A 20454-nucleotide genomic window follows, 5' to 3' on the forward strand; every position below is an offset into this window, starting at 1 on the left:
GTAGGGCGCGGCGCGCCCACGAGGCCGGACCTTCGCCGGAACGAAGAAGCCCCGCGTCGGCGGGGCTTCCTGGCAGGCGCGGCGGGTTGTCCGGTCATTGTCTGGCTTGCTGGGGCACCTTGCGCACCTTGTCCATCGGGTAGCCCAGCGCCTGCACCCGCGCCAGCAGCGCGTCGTAGTCGGCCTGCGCGATGGTCGGCGTGCGCGCCATCACCCACATGTAGTCGCGCGCATCGCGGGCCACGATGACCTGGCTGTAGTCGTCCTTCAGCCAGGCCACGATGTACTGCGCCTTCAGCGGCCAGAATACCTGCACGCCCCACACCGCGTTGCCGGTGCCGGGCTTGACGAAGCCGGTGGAGTGGATCTCCTTGCGTTCGCCGTCGAAGCTGCCGTTGCGGAAGTGGAACGAGGTGGCGACGTTGCCATCGGGCCTCAGCGTGTAGACCTCGACCGCGTTGTACGCGTTCTTCTCGAAGCGGGTGGGGATGGTGGCGATCACGTACCAGTCGCCCATGAAGCGGGGCAGGTCGACATGGGCCACCGGCGTGATCGGCGGCAGCTCCCTGGCGAAAGTGTTGACGTTGAACAGCATGAGGCAGGCCAGCAAAAAGGTCGTCAGGATTCTCATGGCGTCTCCGCGGCGATCGAGGGGCGGGTGTCGACCGCGGGGCGCACGAAGCGGTAGTGCGCGACCAGCCACTGCTGGCCGTCGGCGTAGCCGAACAGCTCGGCGCAGGACATCCAGAACATGCGCCAGCGCTGGAACCACAGCGGCGCGGCCTTGCTGCCGTAGGCTTGCGCCAGTACCTTCATCACCTCGTCGTGGTGCGCATCCTGGTTGGCCAGCCAGTGGTTGGCGGTGCGCTGGTAGTGCGTGCCGTCGACATGCCAGCGCTGCTCGATGTGCAGCGCGGACTGGAACCACAGCAAGGTGTCCGACGCCGGCATCAGCCCGCCGGTGAAGAAGTGCCGGCCCATCCAGTTGTCGTCGCCCTCGGTCTCGAACGGATACATCGCCGTGCGGTGCGCGAAGATGTGCACGAACAGCTTGCCGCCGGGTTTCAGCCAGCCGGCGATGCGGTTCAGCAGCGTCTCGTAGTTGCGCATGTGCTCGAACATCTCGATCGACACGCAGCGGTCGAACTGCGTCGGATCGAGTTGCAGCGCGTTGACGTCGCAGGTGATCACCTGCACGTTGAACAGGCCACGTCGGCGGCATTGCGCCTCGATGTGCTGGCGCTGCGGGGCGGAGTTGGATACCGCGGTGATCCGCGCGCTCGGAAAATGCTCGGCCATCCACAGGGTCAGCGAGCCCCAGCCGCAGCCCAGTTCCAGTATCGACTGGCCATCGGCGAGCTGGGCGCGTTCGCCGTACAGCTTGAGCATCGCTTCCTCGGCCTGGTCCAGCGACTCGTCGCCGCGCGGGTAGTAGCAGGACGAATACTTCAGGCGCTTGCCCAGGCAGAGTTCGAAGAACGCCGGCGGCAGCTCGTAGTGCTGCGCGTTGGCCGCGTCGGTGTGGATCGCCACCGGGCTGTGGCGCAGCATCTCGATGCGCTGTGCATATCGCTCGGCCTGCGCGTCCAGGCCGCCGGCCTGTTCCTCGCGCAGGCGTTGCGCACACAGTCGGCGGATGCCCTGGCGCAACAGCGCGTCGGGGATGCGGCCGCGTTCGGCCATGCCCAGCAGGCCTGGCGCCGGGCGCTCGCTGGCCAGTTCGGTGGAAGCGGGGGTGGTCATCGCGGGGTCCTCCTGGGGAACCATGGAATAAGCATCGCCGTGGTGCGCTGGTAGTCGCGGTAATCCTCGCCGCGCGTGCGCAGCGCCTGTGCCTCGGTGTATGGCACGCCGCTGATCCAGCGCAGGAACACGTACATGACTACCGGCCCGGACCACGCCAGCCAGCCGATCGGCGAACCGATCGCCAGGCAGACGTAGGCGAACCAGTGCAGCCATTCGAAGAAGTAGTTCGGGTGGCGCGAATACCGCCACAGGCCATCGCGGCAGGTCTTGCCACGGTTGGCCGGGTCGTTGCGGAAGCGCGCCAGTTGCGCATCGGCGAGCGACTCGCCCAGCACGCCCAGCAGCCAGATGGCAACGGCCGCGGCCAGCCACGGCGCGGACGCCTGCGGGTTGCGCGCGACCGCCGCGAACGGCAGCGCGAACAACACGATCAGGAAGGCCTGGAACTGGAAGAAGGCGAAGAACTTCCACTGCGCGCCCTGCCAGTGCGCGCGCAGGTTGCGATAGCGACCGTCCTCCGCTTCGCCACGCACGCGCCGCCAGAGGTGCAGGGACAAGCGCAGGCCCCACGCGCCGCCGAGGCATGCCAGCATCGCGCGTGTCCACGGCGCGCCGCTGCCGGTGAGCGCCAGCAGGACGGCGCTGCCGCCCACGCCCGCCGCCCACAGCACGTCGACGATGCCCGCATTGCTGCGCCTGCGCTGCCACTGCCAGCCCAGCGTCATCATCAGCGCGGCCAGCAGCCACACGATCAGAAGTTGCCACCCGGGATTCATGCGCGGGCTCCCCGCGTTGCCGGCCGCGGCTGCGTCGAGGCGCGGCCGAGGCGCGCCAGCCACGCCAGCGCCGGTGTCGCCAGCGCCCAGCCGAGCGCCAGTGTTAGCAGCGCGCGCCACGTCGGTTCGGCAAACGTCACCACCTGCCAGCCGCGCGCCGCACCCAGATAGGCCAGCGGACCGCCGACCAGCCCCAGCAGCGCCGCCAGCCACAGCCGCGTCTGCAGGTAGCGCAGGGACTGGCTGAAGGTCAGCGCGAAGGTCACCCACAGCGCGAGAATCCACGCCGGTGCCAGCGCCGGGTTCGGCCAGCCGGCCGCGTAATCGGCCAGCCCGCTCCGACTGAGCGTGCCGTCCAGCAGGAAACCCATCACCAGCCCGGCGGCCATCAGGGCGAGATCGACGCGGAGGTTGCGGGCGCAGGCCAGCTGCACCAGCGCGTAGACCAGCATGCCGAGCACGCCCGGCCACGCCAGCCCGTGACCTGCGCCGATCACCGCGGCAAACCACACGGCCTGGTAGCCGATCAGGCTGAGCCAGAAACTCATGCCGGCCGGCCCGGCGACGATGCGGCAGGGCGATGACCCGGCTTGGCCATCAACAGGTGCGCCACGCCGATCGAGCGTTCGCGGAAGCCGCCTTCGCAATACGCCAGGTAGAACTCCCACAGGCGCACGAAACGTTCGTCGAAGCCCTGCGCGCGCACTTGCGGCAGGCGGGCCATGAAGCGCTCGCGCCATGCCTTGAGCGTCTGCGCGTACGAACTGCCGAAGTCCTCCAGCCGGATCAGGCTCAGGTCGCTGGCGCGGGTCTTGGCCGCGAGCAGTGCGCTGATCGAGGGGATGAAGCTGCCGGGAAACACGTGGCGCTTGATGAAGTCGACCGACCTCAACGCCTGCGCGTAGCGGTGGTCCTCGATGGTGATCGCCTGCACCAGCGCCAGGCCCTCCGGCTTCAGCAGGCGGCCGAGCTTGCCGAAATAGACGTCCAGATACGGGGCGCCGATCGCCTCGACCATCTCGATCGAGACCAGCTTGTCGTACTGGCCGTCGAGGTCGCGGTAATCTTCCAGCAGCACGGTGACGTGTCCCTGCATGCCGGCTTCGGCGACGCGCTGGCTGGCCAGCGCATGCTGCTCGCGCGAGATCGTGGTGGTGGTGACATGGCAGCCGTAGTGCTGCGCCGCGTACAGCGCGAAGCCGCCCCAGCCGGTGCCGATCTCGATCACCCGGTCGGCGGGCTGGAGGTCGAGCTGGCGGCAGATCCGCTCCAGCTTCCGTGCGGAAGCGGTTTCCAGCGTGTCGGCCGGGTCGCTCCAGATCGCCGAGGAGTACATCAGGTCCGCCGAGAGGAACAGGCTGAAGAAATCGTTGCCCAAGTCATAGTGCGCGGCGATGTTGCGGCGGCTGCCGTCGCGGGTGTTGCGACGCAGCGCGTGCCACAGCCGCATCGCCATGCCGCCGAGCCGGGCCACGCCGCTCTCCATCCCGTCGAGCAGGTCGCGGTTGCGCACCAGCAGCTGGATCAGGCCGACCAGGTTGTCGCAGCGCCACTGGCCGTCCATGTACGACTCGCCGGCGCCGACGCTGCCATGGCGCGCCACTGCGCGGTAGAAGCCCGGGTCCAGCACCTGCAGGTGGATCTGCAGCGTGGGCTGCGCACTGGCGGGTTCACCCAGCTCGGCCGTGCCGCAGGCGTCGCTCAGCACCAGCCGGCCGTGGCGCAGGCCGCGCATCCGCTCGAGCAGTTGCCGGCGCAGGAAGCGATCGAGCCCGCCGAATGCGGCGTCGTCGCGGGTACGGGTGCTGGCGATATCGTTCATGGCAAACCTCGGGAGCGTTCGTTTCAGTCGGCAGGGCGCGCGGGCGGCGCCGGATGGTCGTGCACCGGATTGCGCTTCAGCCACAGCCGCAGTGCATGCCAGTGGATCGCGCCGACCACCTGGGCGGTCATCAGCGGATAGCGCCAGAGCACGCGCGCCAGCGACGCGCCGGTCAGCGGCAGGCGCCGCAGGTTCAGCGTGGCGTCGAACGTGCGCCGGCCTTCGCGCATCACGTTCATGTGCACGCGCAGGTCCTCGGCCGGCACGGTGAAGCGCCAGTCGTAGGTGCAGTCCATCGGCATGAAGGGCGACACGTGGAAGGTCTTGGCAAAGTTCCAGTGCAGTGCGCGGCCATGCACCTGTGCGTCCTCGACCGGCAGCACATAGGCGTGGCGCTGCTTCCACGGCGTGTTGGTGATTTCGGCCAGCACCGCCAGCAGGGTTTCGCCATCCTCGGCGAAGCAGTAGTAGAAGCTGACCGGGTTGAACACCATGCCGGCGTAACGCAGGTGGGTGAGCAGGCGGATCGGACCGCTCGGCCGCGTGCCGGTGGCTTGCTCCACCCGCTGGCGCACCGCATCGGTCAGCGACAGGGTCGCCGGTCCCAGGTAGTCGCTGCGGCGGAACTGCGCCAGGTTGCGATGCGTGGTCGACCACAGCCAGCGCTCGGCGAATATCCGCTCGACCTCGTCCAGGTCCAGGTACAGCTGGGCCATGCGATAGCTGAACGCGTGTGCGTGCGGCTCATGCCGACGGTGGCGCACCACGCCTTCGTACACGGCGCTGGCCAATCGCAGCTTCGAGCTGGCCGGTTTCGTCGTCACGCCATCAGCTCCGCCTGGTGCGGAGTGGGCGTCGCCACCGGCGCATGGTCCGGTGGCCAATGCACGCCGAGCGACGCAGCCACCTCGACCGCGCTGCGCATGCCGTCCTCGTGGAAACCCCAGCCCCAGTACGCGCCGGCAAACCAGGTGCGGCGCCAGCCCTGGATTTCGGCCTTGCGCGCCTGCGCCTGCACCGAGGCGCGGGTGTAAACCGGATGGTGGTAGCGCATGCGCGCCAGGACCTTGGCCGGGTCGATTGCCTCGCTGCGATTCAGGCTGACCACGAAGGGCTCAGGCGAGGCGATGCCCTGCAGCAGGTTCATGCAGTAGCTGACCGTGCACGGCGCGGCGGGATCGCGCGGCAGCCACGCATTCCAGGCCGCCCACGCCTTGCGCCGGCGCGGCAGCACGCTGGCGTCGGTGTGCAGCACGGTGTCGTTGGCCTGGTAGGTCATCGCGCCCAGGATCGAATGCTCGCGCTCGTTCGCGTCGCCCAGCAGGCGCAGCGCCTGGTCGCTGTGGCAGGCCAGCACCAGCTGGTCGAAATGCTCCACGCCCGCCGCGCTGCACACCTCGACGCCGCCGGCGTGGCGCAGGATCGAATGCACCGGGCAGTGCAGCCGCTCGCGCACCGGCCAGTGCGCGCGCAACGCCGCCACGTAGGTCGACGAGCCGCCCTTCACCACGCGCCACTGCGGACGTCCGGCCAGTTGCAGCATCTGGTGGTTGGCCATGAACTGCACCAGGTAGCGCGCGGGAAACTGCAGGATCTGCGTGGGCGGCGACGACCACAGTGCCGAGGCCATCGGAATCAGATGTTCGTCGCGGAACGCGGTGCCGTAACCGTGCTGCAGCAGGTAATCGCCGAGGCTGGTCGTGTCCTCGGGCGTGAGCAACAGCGCGGGTGCCTCGCGGTAGAAGCGGGCGAGGTCGCGCACCATGCCGAGGAAGCGCGGCGACAGCAGGTTGCGGCGCTGGCAGAACAGCGTGTCCAGCGTGGTGGCGTTGTACTCCAGCCCGCTGGCCTCGCTGTGCACCGAAAAGCTCATCGTGGTCGGCTGCGAGGCCACGCCCAGCTGCGCGAACATCCGCGTCAGCAGCGGATAGTGCGCCGGGTTGTGCACGATGAAGCCGCTGTCGATGCGGTAGCTTTTTCCGGCCTGCTCCACCTCGTGCGTATGGGTGTGCCCGCCGAAATAGTCATTGGCCTCGAACAGCGTCACCTCATGCTTGCGCGACAGCAGCCACGCCGATGCCAGCCCCGCGATGCCCGACCCGACCACGGCGATGCGCATCGCTCAGCTCCCCGCCCTGGCCAGCACCCACGCCGGCACCGGTTTCAGCCCGCGCACCAGGCCCAGCATCGCCATCAGCTTCAGTCCGTACCAGGTCACGTCGACTTCCCACCAGCGGAAGCCCTGGCGACTGGAGCCGGGGAAGAAGTGGTGGTTGTTGTGCCAGCCTTCGCCGAACGTCAGCAGCGCCAGCCACAGGTTGTTGCGGCTGTCGTCCTTTGTCGCGTAACGACGACGGCCGAAGCGATGCGCCAGCGAGTTGATCGTCACCGTGGCGTGGAACAACACGATGGTGGACACGAAGAAACCCCACACCAGCATCTGCCCGCCACTGGTGCCCAGCTGCGGCGCCACGTGTTGCAGCAACGCGCCCAGCCCGTACATCGCCATGGCCAGCAGCAGCGGCACCGCGATGTCGAACCGATCCAGCCAGCGCAGCTCCGGATACTTCGCCAGGTCCGGTACGCGCGCCAGGTCGGTGCGGAAATTGCGCGGGGTCAGGAACCAGCCGACATGGCTCCACAGGAAGCCGTGCACGCGCGGCGAATGCGGATCGGCCGGCGTGTCCGCAACCCGGTGGTGCTGCCGGTGATGCGCCGCCCACCACAGCGGTCCGCGTTGCACGCAGGACGCACCGATCAGCGCAAACACGAACTGCACTGCGCGCGAGGTCTGGAACGTGCGATGCGAGAAATAGCGGTGATAGAACCCGGTCAGCGCGAACATGCGCAGCATGTAGAGCGCGCCCGCCACGCCCAACGCGACCGGCGACACGCCGACCCGGATCACCCCGAGGCAGGCAAGGTGCATCGCGACGAACGGTGCCGCGCGCAGCCAGTCGATCCGGTCCTCGCGGCTCTCGTCGATCTCCACCACGGTGCTGGTGTCGAACCAGCGACGCAGCGTGCGGGCCGCCCAGGAGCGCTCCGCGACCGCAACGGGGCCACCGGCAGGTGCCTGGAGGGGCGAAGGCGTTGCAGGCGATGTCGATCGGGCGGCCATCAGGGAAACATCCGGTGAGCGGTTCAATGACACATACGGCGCGAATGGCGCCGCGGATGCATGCGGATGCGAAGCCGTCGTTCGCGCCACCTCGCGGCGGCGTGTGCTGTTCAGTGCCGATCTCGCCTTGCCGGCGACGGGCGACGCGCAGGCAGCGAGCATCAAGATCTTCGTGGCCGTGCCGATACCGCATTGCGCAACGAGTGAAAAATCGCAAAAGGGGTCACCAATCGAGTCGTTGCCGCATCCATGCAGGACACGCCTTGGGTGAGCCAAGGAGTTCGCATGTCCAGTACCGATCTCGCCTTGCCCGGGCCGCAGTCCATCGCCGACCCATCGTCGGCGCTGGAAACCGTGTCTCGCCCCCTGCTGCGCGTGGTCCAGCACATCACCGGCATGGAAACCAGTTTCGTGACCGCGATTGACTGGGAAGCGCAGCGGCAAGACGTGCTGTTCAGCCTGAACACCGGGGAGTTGCAGATCGTCGAGAAAAGCCAGACCGCCTGGCATGACTCGATGTGCCGCTCCATGTTCCTCGCCGGCCAGGCGGCCAGCATGGACGTGGGCCGCGACGTGGTGGCCACGGGCGACGCGCAGACAGCGGGCATCAAGAGCTTCGTCGCCGTGCCGATCCTTGCTGGCGACATCACGATCGGCACGGTATGCAGTGCCAGCCGCCGCCCGATCGGGTTGAGCGGGGACCAGGTCGAGGCCTTGCAATGCATTGCCGACGCCGTGCAGCAGCTGCTGCAGATCGAGCTCGAGAAAACCCTTGCGCTGAGACGGGCAACCGCTGCCGAGCAGGAGGCGCGGGAAGCAATCGAAGAGGCCAGCCGGAACGCGGTCGAAGTCGAGCGCATGGCCCACCTGGCGCATACCGACGACCTCACCGGCCTGCCGAACCGGCGCGCGTTCGTCGCCCGCTGGGAGGACACGCTGGCGCGCTCCGGCCGTCTTCATTACGGCATCGGCGTGCTGCTGATCGACGCCGATCGCTTCAAGACGATCAACGACACGATGGGTCACCACATGGGCAACGAGGTGCTGGCCGCCGTCGGTGCATCGCTTCGCCAGGCGGTGCGCGGCGAGGACTTGATTGCACGCCTTGGCGGTGACGAATTTGCCATGGCCATCTGCAGTGCCAGCGGCGAGGAACTGGTCAGCCGGGCGCAGTTGATCCGGCAAAATTTTGCGGCGATTACCGCCGGGCTGGGCGTCGATTCCACGCTCAGCATCGGCATCGCCCACAGCAAGAACGGTTCGCGTCACGAGCTGCTCGCTGCCGCCGACCGGGCGCTGTACCGCAGCAAGGCCGCCGGTGGCGACCGCGCGACACTCTCGGACGGCGACGACACCTGAGCAGCCAACCCTGCCTCAGCGGGCAAGCGCGCCGTAGGCATCCAGCGCCTGCTGGCGCGATTGGCCGAGATCGACCATCGGTGGGGGGTAGCCGCTGCGTTGAAGCAGGGCGGCGTCCTTCCACGGCTCGTGGAGCAGCGCTGCGGGCGCAGCGGCCAGTTCCGGCAACCAGCGGCGCAGGTAGGCGCCATCCGGATCGAACTTGCGTGCTTGCGTCACCGGGTTGAACACGCGGAAGTAGGGCGCCGCGTCGGCGCCGCAGCCGGCCACCCACTGCCAGCCCAGCGTGTTGTTGGCGAGGTCCGCGTCGACCAGGGTGTCCCGGAACCAGCGCGCGCCGTGCTGCCAGTGCTGGCGCAGGTTCTTGGTCAGGAAACTGGCCACGACCATGCGCACGCGGTTGTGCATCCAGCCGGTGTGCCACAGCTCGCGCATGCCGGCGTCGACCAGCGGGACGCCGGTGCGGCCGCGTTGCCAGCGTTCCAGCAAGGCCTGATCCGCGGACGCCCACGGGAAATCGTCGAAGCGCGGATTGAAGTTGTCGGTGGGCGTGTGGGGAAAGTGGTACAGCAGGTGATGGGCGAATTCGCGCCAGCCCAGCTCGCGCAGATACGGCTCGATGTCGGGGCGGCGTGTGGCGTCGGCGGCACGGGCGCGAAGATCGAGTTCGAAGTGGATTTGCCGCGGCGAAATCTCGCCGAAGTGCAGGTGTGGCGACAGCCGCGAGGTGCCATGGCGCGCGGGCAGGTCGCGTGCGTGCGCGTAGTCGCCGATGGCGTCGTCGGCGAATATCTCCAGCAACTCCTGCGCGCCGGCTTCGCCCGGTTGCCAGCTGGCGGCCAGGCCATCGGCCCAGGCGATGCGCGGCAGCAGCTCGAGTGCCGCCAGCGGCAGGCTGCCGGACAAGTCGCGCCAGCCCGGCACGCGTGGCGCGGGCAGCGGTCCGGTCGCCTGCAGTTGCGCACGCAGGTTGCGCCAGTACGGCGTGAACACCTTGTACGGCTGGCCTTGCTGAGTGGCGATCTGCCATGGCTCGCACCACAACGCGGCGTTGTGGCTGTGCACCGCGACGCCGTCGGCCTGCAGGGCGCTCTTGATGCGCGTGTCACGCTCGATCGCGGCCGGCTCGTACAAGCGGTTCCAGTACACCGTGCGTGCACCGCTGCGGTCGATCAGCTCGCGCAGGGTGCCCAGCGGCTCGCCACGACGCAGGTGCAGGGCGGCGCCGGCATCGCGCAAGTCGTGGTCCAGCGCCAACAGCGAATGGTGCAGCCACCAGCGGCTGGCGGCGCCGGTGGAGCCGGCGTCGTCATCGGCATGGATGAAGACCGGCAGCACCCGTGCGTGTTGCGTACAGGCCGCGCTCCACGCCGGGTTGTCGGTGAGGCGCAGGTCGCGCCGGAACAGCACCAGCGCCGTGTCCATCGCGTCGCGCGCGGACACGGTTCTAGAAGCCGAACAGCGGTTGCAGCGTGCGCGCGAGCCAGCCGGAGAACTTCAGCGGCGCATCGGTGGCGGCCACGCAGATGCACGGCACGCCGGGCGAGGTCACCGGCTGGTGCAGGGTTTCGCCGTCCAGGTCGGCCACGTCGCCGGGGCCGAAGTGACCGAGCAGGTCGTCGTAGGCGCCGTCCAGGATCATCGTCAGCTCGCTGCCGCCGTGGCTGTGCAGAGGCAGTTTGCTGCCTGGCGCGATGCGCAGCAGCATCAGGTCGCCGCCAGCGATGCCGCCGGCGCGAATGCGCTGCACGCCCGGCGCCACGCGCTTCCAGCGCAACGCGCGCAGGGACTGGCCGAACCACGGGTGCAGGGCGCGCGGCAGGCGATCGGGATCGCGGGCATCGACGGCCTCGGGCGGCAACGCCGCCTGCCCGGTCTCCGGCTCGGCATCGAGCCGGGCCAGGATCGCGATGCGCGCATCCTCCGCCGGGCCTTCTGCGCGTTGCTGTTGCAGCAGGGCACCGCCGATCTGGTCGGCGTCCCGCAGATGCGCGCGGCACTCCGCGCAGCGTTCCAGATGAGCCGCCGCAACCACCGCCAGCGCGGCGGGCAGGGCGCCGGCGGAATAGCCGATCAGGGTGGCGTCGTCGAGGTGACGATTCGGCTTCATCGCGCGCCCCTCATGCTGCCCTGCAGTTTGGCGAACGAGCGCCGCAGCGAGGATTTGACCGAGCCCAGCGGCATGTCCAGCTCCCGCGCGATCTCGCTGTGGCTTTTGCTTTCTAGGTAACACATGCGAACCAGCTTGGCCTGCACCGGGGGAAGTTGATCGATGGCCTGCTTCAACAGGTCCTGGTCGAAGGAGGATTCGGGCTGCGAGTCGAGCCGGCCGGATTCGAGCTGGTCGAGCTGGTCCAGGCCTTCCTGGATCGGCGACCAGTGCGGTTCCCTGCGCACGTGGTCGATGTAGAGGTTGCGCGCCACGCGATACAGCCAGGTGGCGAGGCTGGCGCGCGCCGGATCGAACATCGCGGCCTTGCGCCACAGCGTCAGCAAGGCCTCCTGCACCAGCTCGTCGGCGATCGATTCGGGCACGCCGAGGTTGCGCAGGTAGCGCTGCAGGCGTGGCGCGAAGTGATCGAAGATGCGCATGAAACTCGCGCGGTCACGCTGCGCGGACACGGCGGCCATCTGCGTCGACCAGTAACGTGCGTCAGGCATGGCGTGGTTCACGGCGGCAGGCACGGGTCGTATCGCCCGAAAGGGCGTCACCTCGGTGGCAGAGCGATCCGGACCCATCATACGCAACTTTCCGCTGGCGACCGGGGCCACATGCCCGACGATCGGACATGCTCCCTGTCACAGGCATACGGCGGGCGCGGCCATTCGGATTCAACCGCATCGAAAATCGCCGGCGAGCGGCCGGGCAAAAGAAAGCCCCGCACGTGGCGGGGCTGTTCCGGTGGTGCGTTGGCGTGCGCCTACTCGACGTCGAGGAACGAGCGCAGCTGTTCGGAGCGGCTCGGGTGGCGCAGCTTGCGCAGCGCCTTGGCCTCGATCTGGCGGATCCGCTCGCGGGTGACGTCGAACTGCTTGCCGACCTCTTCCAGGGTGTGGTCGGTGTTCATGTCGATGCCGAAGCGCATGCGCAGCACCTTGGCCTCCCGCGGGGTGAGCCCGGCGAGCACGTCGCGCACGGTTTCCATCAGGCCGGTCTCGGTGGCCGAGTCGATCGGCGAGCTGGCGTTGCCGTCCTCGATGAAGTCGCCCAGGTGGGAATCCTCGTCGTCGCCGATCGGGGTTTCCATCGAGATCGGTTCCTTCGCGATCTTCAGCACCTTGCGGATCTTGTCCTCGGGCATCTCCATTTCCTTGGCCAGTTCCTCCGGCGTCGCCTCGCGGCCGAACTGCTGCAGCATCTGGCGGGAAATGCGGTTCAACTTGTTGATCGTCTCGATCATGTGCACCGGGATGCGGATGGTGCGCGCCTGGTCGGCGATCGAGCGGGTGATCGCCTGGCGGATCCACCAGGTGGCGTAGGTCGAGAACTTGTAGCCGCGGCGGTATTCGAACTTGTCCACCGCCTTCATCAGGCCGATGTTGCCTTCCTGGATCAGGTCGAGGAACTGCAGGCCGCGGTTGGTGTACTTCTTGGCGATCGAGATCACCAGGCGCAGGTTCGCCTCGACCATTTCCTTCTTGGCGCGCCGGGCCTTGGCCTCGCCCGAGGCCATGGCGCGGTTGATGTCCTTGATGTCGATCAGCGGCAGGAACAGCTTGCGCTCGATCGCGGCCAGCTTCTCCTGCTCGGCGTCGATCGCCTCGCGGTAGATCTTGATGTTCGGCGACCACTTCTGCCGCTTGCGGCTGAGCTCGGCGACCCACTCGAGGTTGCCCTCGTTGCTGGGGAAGGCCTTGATGAACTCGGCCTTGGGCATCTTCACCTGCTTGACGAAGATGTCCAGCAGCACGCGCTCGTGATGGCGGATGTCGCCCACGACCTCGCGCAGCTTGCGCACGAAACCGTCGATCAGCGCGCTGGGCAGCTTGAGCTTGAGGAACTCCTCGGCCATCTGGTCGCGCAGCTTGACGATCTTCTTGTCGGTGATGCTGGCGGCTTTCGGCGCGGCCTTCTGGAACTTGGCGTAGTACTCGCGCAGCAGCTCCATGCGGCGCTTGACCTCCTCCGGGTCCGGACCGGTGGGGCCGGCTTCTTCCTCTTCGCTGGCGTCGTCGGAATCCTCGTCGTCGCCATCGGATTCCTCGTCCAGGCCAAGCTCGGCGGCCTCGGCGGCGGCGGCTTCCTTCTCCTTGCGGGCGAGGTCGGCGGCTTCCTCCAGGTCGAGGAAGCCGGCCAGGATCTCGCTGAGGCGGCGCTTGCCGTCCAGGTGCTGGTCGTATTCCTCCAGCAGCAGCTCGATGGTCAGCGGGAAACTGGCCAGTGCGGTCTGCACCTGGCCCAGGCCTTCCTCGATGCGCTTGGCGATGGCGATCTCGCCCTCGCGGGTGAGCAGCTCGACCGTGCCCATCTCGCGCATGTACATGCGCACCGGGTCGGTGGTGCGGCCCACTTCGGCGTCCACGGCGGAGAGCAGCGCCACGGCCTCTTCGGCGGCGGAGTCGTCATCGCCCGGGCCGCCGCCGGGGGCGGCGCTGTCGGAGATGGTGTCGGTATCCGGCGCGGCGTCATGGACTTCGATGCCGACGCCCTTGAGCACCGCCATGATGTCTTCGATCTGCTCCGGGTCGACGATGTCGTCGGGGAGGTGATCGTTGATCTCGGCGTAGGTCAGATAGCCCTGCTCCAGGCCCTTCGAGATGAGTGCCTTGATTTCCGACTGTTGCTCATGGGGAGCTTTGCTGTTCATGGATTGACCGACCGCCAAAGGGGTGCAAGAACCGGACATTATAGCGATGTGCTGCTTTTCTGACCAGTTTTCAAGTGAAAAATTCTGTCGTCTGCCGCGTCGGACGACACGCAAAATTCGAGCCAGACCGCGGTGTTGGCGCTGTCTGCGGGGTGCCGCGCGGCACCTCGGTCAGGCAGTGTCCAGCCAGAAGGTGACCGGGCCGTCGTTGACCAGCTGGACCACCATATGGGCACCGAAGCGTCCGGTTTCCACCCTCGGATGGGCAACCCGCGCCAGTCCCAGCAGGTAGTCAAACCAGTGGCGCGCATGCTCGGGCGCGGCGGCGCGGGTGAAGCTGGGGCGCATCCCCGAGCGGGTGTCGGCGGCCAGGGTGAACTGGCTGACCAGCAGCAGGCCGCCGCCGGTGTCGCGCAGCGAGCGGTTCATGCGGCCGGCATCGTCGGCGAACACGCGGTAGCCGAGCAACCGTTCCAGCATGCGCCGGGCCTGCGCCTCGCCATCCTCCGGCTGCACCGCGACCAGCGCGAGCAGGCCGGCGTCGATCGCGCCGACGGTCTCGTCCTCGACCTGCACGCTGGCGGAGGTCACGCGCTGGATGAGGGAGATCATGGGGTGGCCGGGATTGGGGAATCGGGAATGGGAAAAGCATAGCGCCCGGCGGCTGATGCCACGCAGTCGGGCGAGCCCATCCGGTGCGCGCCTGACTATTCCCATTCCCGATTCCCCATTTCCGGCCCAGCTACACTTTCGCTCATGCGTTTCGACATCTACATGATCTATCTGCTGTTGCGCCTGTTGGCGCTGTTGCCGTTGCGGGCGCTGCATGGCGTCGGGGCGGGGCTGGGGCGGCTGGTGCTGTGGCGCGGGGGGCGCACGGCCCATCACACCGCGGTGAACCTGCGGATCGCGCGGCCGTTGTCGGACGCGGTGCGCCAGCGCGAGCTGCTGCGCGAGGTGATGGGCGAGAGCGGCAAGTCGATCACCGAGATCGTCAAGGTGTGGGGCGGTGGCGCCGAACGTGCGCTGGATCTGGTGCGCGAGGTGCGCGGTGAGGCGCTGCTCGATGCCGCGCTGGCGGCGGGCAGGGGCGTGATCATTGCCGCGCCGCACCTGGGCTGCTGGGAGTTGCTGAACTACTGGCTGTGCCGCAAGACGCCGATGGCGATCCTGTACCGGCCGCCGCGCATCGCCGCCATCGAGGGCCTGCTGCGCAAGGTGCGCGGGGCGCTGGCACCCGAGCAGATCCGCGCCGACGGCGCCGGCGTGCGCGCCTTGTACAAGCGCGTGGCCGCCGGCGGCGCGGTGGGCATCCTGCCTGACCAGAAGCCGCGCGCGGGCGAGGGGCGGCTGGCGCCGTTCTTCGGCCGCGATGCGCTGACCATGGTGCTGCTGCCGCGGCTGGCCGCACGCACCGGCGCCACGGTGCTGTTCGCCTTCGCCGAACGCTTGCCCGCCGGCGCGGGCTACCGCATCCACCTGCGCGAGGCGCCGCCCGGCATCGCCGATGCCGACCCGCAGGTCGCCTGCACGGCGCTCAATCGCGGCGTGCAGGATTGCGTCGAGCAAGCGTTCGCGCAGTACCAGTGGCAGTACAAGCGCTGGTCGGCGGTGGGCCTGGTCAGTCCGTACGACGACGAGAGGCGTCAGGACTGAGCCGCGTCGCCCGGCGCGGGCGATTTCTCCAGCCGGCGCAGGAACACGGTCATCTCCTTTTCGGCCTGCTTGTCGCCGCGTGCGCCGGCGGCGGCGATGCCGCGACGCCAGGCGTCGGCCGCCGAGGCGAGCTCGCCGCTGGCGAGCCGGGCCTTGCCCAACAGTTTCCACGCGGCCGAATAGGTCGGGTCGAACTCCAGCGCGCGTTCGAGTGCTGCCACCGCACCGGCGGCGTCGCCCGCATCAAGCAGGGCGCTGCCCAGCGAGTAGCGCAGCAGCGCGCCATCGCGCGGGCCGTCGCATTGGCGGCGCAGGTTGTCGAGCAGGGCGTTCAAGGCAGGCGGTAGCGGCGTTCGTCGGCCGGATAGAGCTGGGTCGGCTGTGCCGGTTCCGGCGGCGTGTGGCCGGCGCGCAGATCGGCCAGCGAACTGGCCGTCCAGATCACCACCCACGACGAGCGGAACGGCTGCGCCAGCAAGGCGTAGCGCAGGTCGGCCGGGGTCAGGTGGTCCGGCCGGTCGACCACCAGCGCATCGGGATGCGCGCGTGCGTAATCGGCCAGCGCCTGGTCGCCGTACAGCTCGGTGATCGGCCGGGTCAGCCGGCCGGCGAAGTGGAACTCGCCGGCGTAGCTGCCCATGAAGGCCAGCGGGTGGCCGGCCTGCTCGGCGCGGCCCAGCAGTTCGGCCGACGGGCGCAGGTCCCAGCGCGGCCACAGGGTCAGCGTGAACAGCGCATTCAGCGCGAACACGCCGATCAGCCCGGCCACCGCCAGCCGGCGCAGCTCGCCGCGGCCGCGCATCAGCAGCAGGATGCCGAGCAGCAGGAAGATCACGCTGAAGTAGCGGCTGTACGGCGCGACCGTGTGCGCCCAGTCGCCCTGCACGACGGCGTGCTCCACCAGCATGGGCAGCGCGAACAGCAGCAGCGCGAAGACGATCCCCCCCACGCCCAGCGGCCAGGTGCCGAGCGCGTAATGGTTGGCCAGCGCGGCGCGGCGCTCGCGCAGCACGGCGATCGCACCGGCCATCAGCAGAGCCACGCCGGCCAGCTCCGGCAGCGGGTAATACAGCTGCTTGCCGCTGATCAGCGAGAACACCACGAATGCGGGAACCAGCCAGCACAGCGCGAAGCGCAGGCCCGATTCCAGCGGCCGGCGCAGCCCGGCCACGGCCACCCACGCGCGCGGCCAGCCGCTGAACGGGAACAACAGCACCGGCAACCAAAGCACGTAGAACCAGAACGGTTCGGCGTGGTTCTGCAGATCCTTGCCTTCGGACAGCTTGTCGACCACGCGCCCTGCGGTCTGGGTGAAGAACAGCCGTTCGCGATAGGCGTCCCCCCCGACCAGGCCGGCCGGCAACGCCCATGCCAGCAGCATCGCGCCGCCGAGCAACAGCGACAGCACGCCGGAGCCGTACCAGCGCGCGCGATGCTCGCGCGCCCATTCGTTCCACAGCGGCCCGAGCAGCCACGGGAAGGCGACGTGCAGCAGCATCACCGGGCCCTTGGTCAGCAACCCCAGCCCCACGCAGACACCGAACAGCAGCCAGCGCGGTTCGACCCGTCGCGGCTTCGGCGTAAGGCACAGCAGCGCGGCCAGCACCCAGACCGCCAGCAGCACGTCGTACATGATCTGCAAGGCGAACAGGAACGCGTAGCCGAACGCCAGCAGCATCCACGGCGCGGCCTTGGCCATCCACGGCCGGTGCGGGAACAGCCGCCGCGCCAGCAGCGACACCAGCACCAGCTGCGCGCCGCCGAACAGCACCTCCAGCACGCGCGGCCACACGTCGCTGACGCCGAACACGAACCAGCCGGCCTCGATCAGCCAGAACAGCAGCGGCGCCTTCTCGCTGTACGGCGCGCCGTTGATGTGCGGCACCAGCCACTGGCCATGGCTGAACATGTCCCAGGCCACCGCCAGCGTGCGGGTGGAATACAGCGGCATCGGGCCGTGCGCGAAGATCGCCAGCAGCGCCACCAGCATCCACAGCGGCAGCCACGGCCAGACCGCGCGCAGGTGTTCGGAACGGCTGAAGGAGCTGGGCGGCACGGGGTGCACTCGCGGTGGGAGAGAGAGATTCTAGCCTGCGACCGGATCAGGGCATCGCTAGGCCGGACCCCAGTAGCCGATGCGGCGACGCAGTTTCAGCTTGCGCCACAGGTTGAGCGGCTTGCGCCGGCGGTTGCGACCGCCGCGGGCGAGGAAGGCGTCGATCGCGTCAAGCACGCGCTCGCTGGAGCGGCCGTCGCGGCGCGGATGGATGGCGTTGCCGTAGTCGGCGATCGCCTGCATCAGTTCCGGCGGCCGCGCCAGCGCGCGTTCGATCGCCGGCTCGAAGTCCTTCGCGTCGTCGATGTCGAGCAACTGCGGCCCGGGGCGCCGGTTCTTGAATGTCACCACCGGCTTGCCGGTGAGCAGGAACTCGTTGAGCGCCGAGGAGGTATCCGAGCACATCATGTCGACTTGCGGGAACAGCTCCAGGATGTTGTCGTTCTCGGCGAAGGTGAGGTACTCGTTCTGCAGCGCCTTGAACTTCGCCGTGGTCTCCGGGTTCATCTTCGGATGGAAGGTGACGATCCAGTGCCAGCGACCGTCGCGCGACAACCGCTTCACTTCCTCGTACAGCGTCTCGGCGGCACTCCACGACGGCGAAAAGGTGGAGTGGTAGAGGATCACCGGCGGCCGGCGCACCGGCGGCAGCGGACCGGCGATCTCGCGCATGAACGGGTCGAGCTTGGGCCAGCCGGTCTCGGTCACCGTGAAGTGGCCGAGCCGGTCCGCCAGCGCCTGGAACTGGGCGGTATCGCGTGGACCGGTGGTGCAGTACAGATCGAAGAAACCGCGGATGTAGATGTGGCGCGGCTTGCCCGCATCGAAACCGTGGAACACCTCGACCTTCACGCCGGTGAAGAAATGCGGCAGGTGATTGCCCGGGGTCAGCACGGCGTCGGGCTTCCATGCGCGCACGCCGGCCACGTCGAGCAGGCGCTCGCCCTCGACCAGATCCTCGGCGCCGGGGCCGTCGAAAAACCACGCCGCCTCGCCGCCGCGGGCGCGCACCGCCTCCTGCAGCGGGCGCAGGATGGCCAGCGCGTAGCGCTCGGAGCCGTACATCAGATAGCGTCTGGGACTGTTCATTCGATGCTCGCGCCCTGCGCGCGCAGCGCGCTGGCGGCCTGTTCGACGGATGCCGGGTTGCGCGTCATCTCGTAGTAGCGCATGCGCTTGTACAGCGCGTAGCTGGCGGCGGTCTGCGCGATCACGAAGCCGCGCCAGCCATCCAGGCAGGCCAGCCGGAACAGGTAATCCTTGAGGAAAGCCAGCGCGTAGACGAACGGCGCCTGCCACATCCGCGCCGGCTTGCCCTTGTCCAGCCAGTCGCGGCATTTCAGCTCGGCGTACTGCAGCACCTTGAGCTGCTTGTGCACCAGGGTCGGGTTGTTGGTGTGCAGGAAGCTGCCGCGCAGGGTGGGCGCGGGGCCATCGAACTGCAGCGATTCGTGCACGCGCGCATCGCTCCAGCGCGCGCGGCCGCGGTGGTACAGGCGGGCCATGCGCTCGCCCGTGGCTGGCCGGTACCAGCGCATCGGCGCGCCCATGTAGACCGTGCTGCGGCGCAGGTACGCGGCGGCAGCGTGGCCGGCCATCAGTGCGGGCAGGCGCCGCTGCAGTTCGTCGGCGAGGTCGCCGCCGAGGTATTCGTCGGCGTCCAGGACCAGGATCCAGTCGTGCGCGCACTGGCCGGCGGCGAAATTGCGCTGCGGCCCGAAACCCAGCCAGTCCTGGTGGACGACGCGCGCGCCATGCGCCTGCGCGATCGCCACGGTGTCGTCGTCGCTGCCGCAATCGACGACCAGTTTCTCGGCGGCAAACGGCACGCTGTCCAGGCAGCGGGCGATGTGGGCCGCCTCGTTGCGGGTGATCACGGCGAGGGTCAGGGGAAACGCGGGCATGGCGGCGATTCTAGCCGAATCATGCGAGTGGTCCGCCGCTGCGTTATGCTGTGAATGCGGAGTGAATTCCGTGGCTGGCGTGCGATTGGAGGGATTCCGGACGCCGCAGCCTCCTGGAGCGGTTGCCGTGGGACGGCGTAAGGGGCGCAGGGCGCCCACAGTCAGCGTCAGGTTCGCCGCAAGCCGGATATCGGCGCGGATCGTCCGACGCGAGACATGGAAGCGGAACATCGCGTCCGCCAGCGGCCGGAGGCCGCATCCAATGCAGTCTTCATGTACCGCTGTGGGGGGCATGCCATGCGCATCAGTGTTGCCGTGATCACCTATAACTGGCCCGAGGCGCTGGAACTGGTGCTGCGCGCGCTGGCCAGCCAGACCGAACTGCCGCACGAGGTGATCGTCACCGACGACGGCTCGCGCCCGGCCACCAGCGAACTGCTGCGACGCCTGGCGCACGACTATCCGGTGCGGCTGGTGCACCTGTGGCAGCCCGACGACGGCGCGCGCATGAGTCGCGCGCGCAACCGCGCAATCGCCGCCGCGCAGGGCGACTACATCATCCTGCTCGACGGCGACATGGTGGTCGAGCGGCATTTCATCGCCGACCATCGCCGCTTCGCCCGGCGCGGCTGCTTCACCCAGGGTTCGCGCGTGCTCACCGATGCCCGCTCGGTGCAGGAGATGCTGGGCCGCGGGCCGACCTTTCCGGATTTCTTCCGCCGCGGCATCGACCGTCGCCGCCACACCGTGCGCCTCCCGCTGCTCGCCCATCTGTTCGCCCGTCCGAGCATGCGCCAGCGTGGCATCAAGAGTTGCAACATGGGTTTCTGGCGCGACGACCTGTTGCGCCTCAACGGTTTCAACGAAGCGATGACCGGCTGGGGTCGCGAGGATACCGAACTGGCCGTGCGCGCCTTCCACGCCGGGCTGCTGCGCCGCGACCTGCGCCTGGGCGCGCTGGCGGTCCATCTCTACCACCCCACCCGCAAGCACCTGGTGGACAACCCCAACGACCGCATCCTGGCCGAGACGCGGCAGCGCAACCTCGTTCGTTGCGAACGCGGCGTCGAGCAGTACCGCGACGAGTTTGCCGTCGCGCCGCTCGACCTGCGCGCGGTCGTTGCACCGACCCCGTTGCGGCCATCGATGCACGTGGGTCACGTGGCCGCGCCACCGGCCGCCGCCACTGCGTAGGACAGTCGTCCG

At 68.7% G+C, this 20454-nt stretch carries 20 protein-coding genes; 3 read left to right on the forward strand and 17 right to left on the reverse strand.

Features of this window, described 5'->3' with window-relative positions:
* Nucleotides 1–94 precede the first annotated feature (94 nt).
* From ACVCMI_RS02615 to ACVCMI_RS02650, 8 genes are read right to left on the reverse strand one after another with little or no spacing between them, the layout of a single operon-like run.
* A complete protein-coding gene (locus tag ACVCMI_RS02615; protein ID WP_395120968.1) occupies nt 95–631 on the reverse strand; it encodes a lipocalin family protein in 537 nt (178 codons plus the stop codon).
* Nucleotides 628–1743 (reverse strand): SAM-dependent methyltransferase, encoded by a 1116-nt coding sequence (locus tag ACVCMI_RS02620; protein ID WP_447097548.1) that lies wholly within the window; start codon nt 1741–1743, stop codon nt 628–630. Before ACVCMI_RS02620 ends, ACVCMI_RS02615 begins: the two co-directional genes overlap by 4 nt.
* The gene (locus ACVCMI_RS02625; protein ID WP_447097547.1) at nt 1740–2522 is read right to left on the reverse strand and encodes a DUF1295 domain-containing protein; all 783 of its coding nucleotides are present in this window, start codon (nt 2520–2522) and stop codon (nt 1740–1742) included. Before ACVCMI_RS02625 ends, ACVCMI_RS02620 begins: the two co-directional genes overlap by 4 nt.
* A complete protein-coding gene (locus ACVCMI_RS02630; protein WP_447097546.1) occupies nt 2519–3070 on the reverse strand; it encodes a DUF2878 domain-containing protein in 552 nt (183 codons plus the stop codon). Before ACVCMI_RS02630 ends, ACVCMI_RS02625 begins: the two co-directional genes overlap by 4 nt.
* A complete protein-coding gene (locus ACVCMI_RS02635; protein ID WP_447097545.1) occupies nt 3067–4344 on the reverse strand; it encodes a class I SAM-dependent methyltransferase in 1278 nt (425 codons plus the stop codon). Before ACVCMI_RS02635 ends, ACVCMI_RS02630 begins: the two co-directional genes overlap by 4 nt.
* Before the next feature lie 23 nt (nt 4345–4367).
* The gene (locus ACVCMI_RS02640) at nt 4368–5168 is read right to left on the reverse strand and encodes a DUF1365 domain-containing protein (protein ID WP_395120973.1); all 801 of its coding nucleotides are present in this window, start codon (nt 5166–5168) and stop codon (nt 4368–4370) included.
* Nucleotides 5165–6463 (reverse strand): NAD(P)/FAD-dependent oxidoreductase, encoded by a 1299-nt coding sequence (locus ACVCMI_RS02645; RefSeq protein WP_447097544.1) that lies wholly within the window; start codon nt 6461–6463, stop codon nt 5165–5167. The genes ACVCMI_RS02640 and ACVCMI_RS02645 overlap by 4 nt, the downstream gene beginning before the upstream one ends.
* Before the next feature lie 3 nt (nt 6464–6466).
* Complete coding sequence (locus ACVCMI_RS02650; RefSeq protein WP_447097543.1) at nt 6467–7465, reverse strand: acyl-CoA desaturase; 999 nt, start codon at nt 7463–7465, stop codon at nt 6467–6469.
* A 285-nt stretch (nt 7466–7750) separates the two neighbouring features.
* Here ACVCMI_RS02650 and ACVCMI_RS02655 point away from each other — a divergent pair, with 285 nt between their 5' ends.
* Nucleotides 7751–8824, forward strand: coding sequence for a sensor domain-containing diguanylate cyclase (locus tag ACVCMI_RS02655; protein WP_447097542.1), 1074 nt, complete (start codon nt 7751–7753; stop codon nt 8822–8824).
* A gap of 15 nt (nt 8825–8839) precedes the next feature.
* Here ACVCMI_RS02655 and ACVCMI_RS02660 read toward each other — a convergent pair whose 3' ends face one another.
* From ACVCMI_RS02660 to dtd, 5 genes are all read right to left on the reverse strand, one after another.
* Nucleotides 8840–10249, reverse strand: coding sequence for a cryptochrome/photolyase family protein (locus ACVCMI_RS02660; RefSeq protein WP_395121312.1), 1410 nt, complete (start codon nt 10247–10249; stop codon nt 8840–8842).
* A gap of 22 nt (nt 10250–10271) precedes the next feature.
* Nucleotides 10272–10934 (reverse strand): ChrR family anti-sigma-E factor, encoded by a 663-nt coding sequence (locus ACVCMI_RS02665; RefSeq protein ID WP_395120977.1) that lies wholly within the window; start codon nt 10932–10934, stop codon nt 10272–10274.
* Nucleotides 10931–11485, reverse strand: a complete 555-nt coding sequence (locus ACVCMI_RS02670; protein ID WP_395120978.1) for a sigma-70 family RNA polymerase sigma factor — start codon at nt 11483–11485, stop codon at nt 10931–10933. Before ACVCMI_RS02670 ends, ACVCMI_RS02665 begins: the two co-directional genes overlap by 4 nt.
* A gap of 260 nt (nt 11486–11745) precedes the next feature.
* Nucleotides 11746–13632: an RNA polymerase sigma factor RpoD gene (gene rpoD / locus ACVCMI_RS02675; RefSeq protein WP_447097541.1), complete on the reverse strand. Its 1887-nt coding sequence runs from the start codon at nt 13630–13632 to the stop codon at nt 11746–11748.
* Nucleotides 13633–13803: 171 nt separating this feature from the next.
* The gene (gene dtd / locus ACVCMI_RS02680; protein WP_395120980.1) at nt 13804–14244 is read right to left on the reverse strand and encodes a D-aminoacyl-tRNA deacylase; all 441 of its coding nucleotides are present in this window, start codon (nt 14242–14244) and stop codon (nt 13804–13806) included.
* A gap of 144 nt (nt 14245–14388) precedes the next feature.
* Here dtd and ACVCMI_RS02685 point away from each other — a divergent pair, with 144 nt between their 5' ends.
* Complete coding sequence (locus ACVCMI_RS02685) at nt 14389–15288, forward strand: LpxL/LpxP family acyltransferase (protein ID WP_447097540.1); 900 nt, start codon at nt 14389–14391, stop codon at nt 15286–15288.
* Here ACVCMI_RS02685 and ACVCMI_RS02690 read toward each other — a convergent pair.
* From ACVCMI_RS02690 to ACVCMI_RS02705, 4 genes are read right to left on the reverse strand one after another with little or no spacing between them, the layout of a single operon-like run.
* Nucleotides 15279–15623 carry a tetratricopeptide repeat protein gene (locus ACVCMI_RS02690; protein WP_447097539.1) on the reverse strand — a complete coding sequence of 115 codons (345 nt, stop codon included), beginning with the start codon at nt 15621–15623 and terminating at the stop codon, nt 15279–15281. The two genes, ACVCMI_RS02685 and ACVCMI_RS02690, sit on opposite strands and share 10 nt — an antisense overlap.
* Nucleotides 15620–17344, reverse strand: a complete 1725-nt coding sequence (locus ACVCMI_RS02695) for an ArnT family glycosyltransferase (RefSeq protein ID WP_395120983.1) — start codon at nt 17342–17344, stop codon at nt 15620–15622. Before ACVCMI_RS02695 ends, ACVCMI_RS02690 begins: the two co-directional genes overlap by 4 nt.
* 57 nt (nt 17345–17401) lie before the next feature.
* Entirely contained in the window at nt 17402–18433 is a 1032-nt protein-coding gene (locus tag ACVCMI_RS02700) for a CDP-glycerol glycerophosphotransferase family protein (RefSeq protein WP_447097538.1), read from the reverse strand.
* Complete coding sequence (locus ACVCMI_RS02705) at nt 18430–19248, reverse strand: glycosyltransferase family 2 protein (RefSeq protein ID WP_447097537.1); 819 nt, start codon at nt 19246–19248, stop codon at nt 18430–18432. Before ACVCMI_RS02705 ends, ACVCMI_RS02700 begins: the two co-directional genes overlap by 4 nt.
* 297 nt (nt 19249–19545) lie before the next feature.
* Between ACVCMI_RS02705 and ACVCMI_RS02710 the strand changes: the two genes are divergently transcribed.
* On the forward strand, nt 19546–20442 hold the full coding sequence (locus ACVCMI_RS02710; RefSeq protein WP_447097536.1) for a glycosyltransferase family 2 protein: 897 nt from the start codon (nt 19546–19548) through the stop codon (nt 20440–20442).
* The last annotated feature ends 12 nt before the right edge of the window (nt 20443–20454 follow it).

It is taken from the genome of Rhodanobacter sp. UC4448_H15 (genome assembly GCF_052978265.1).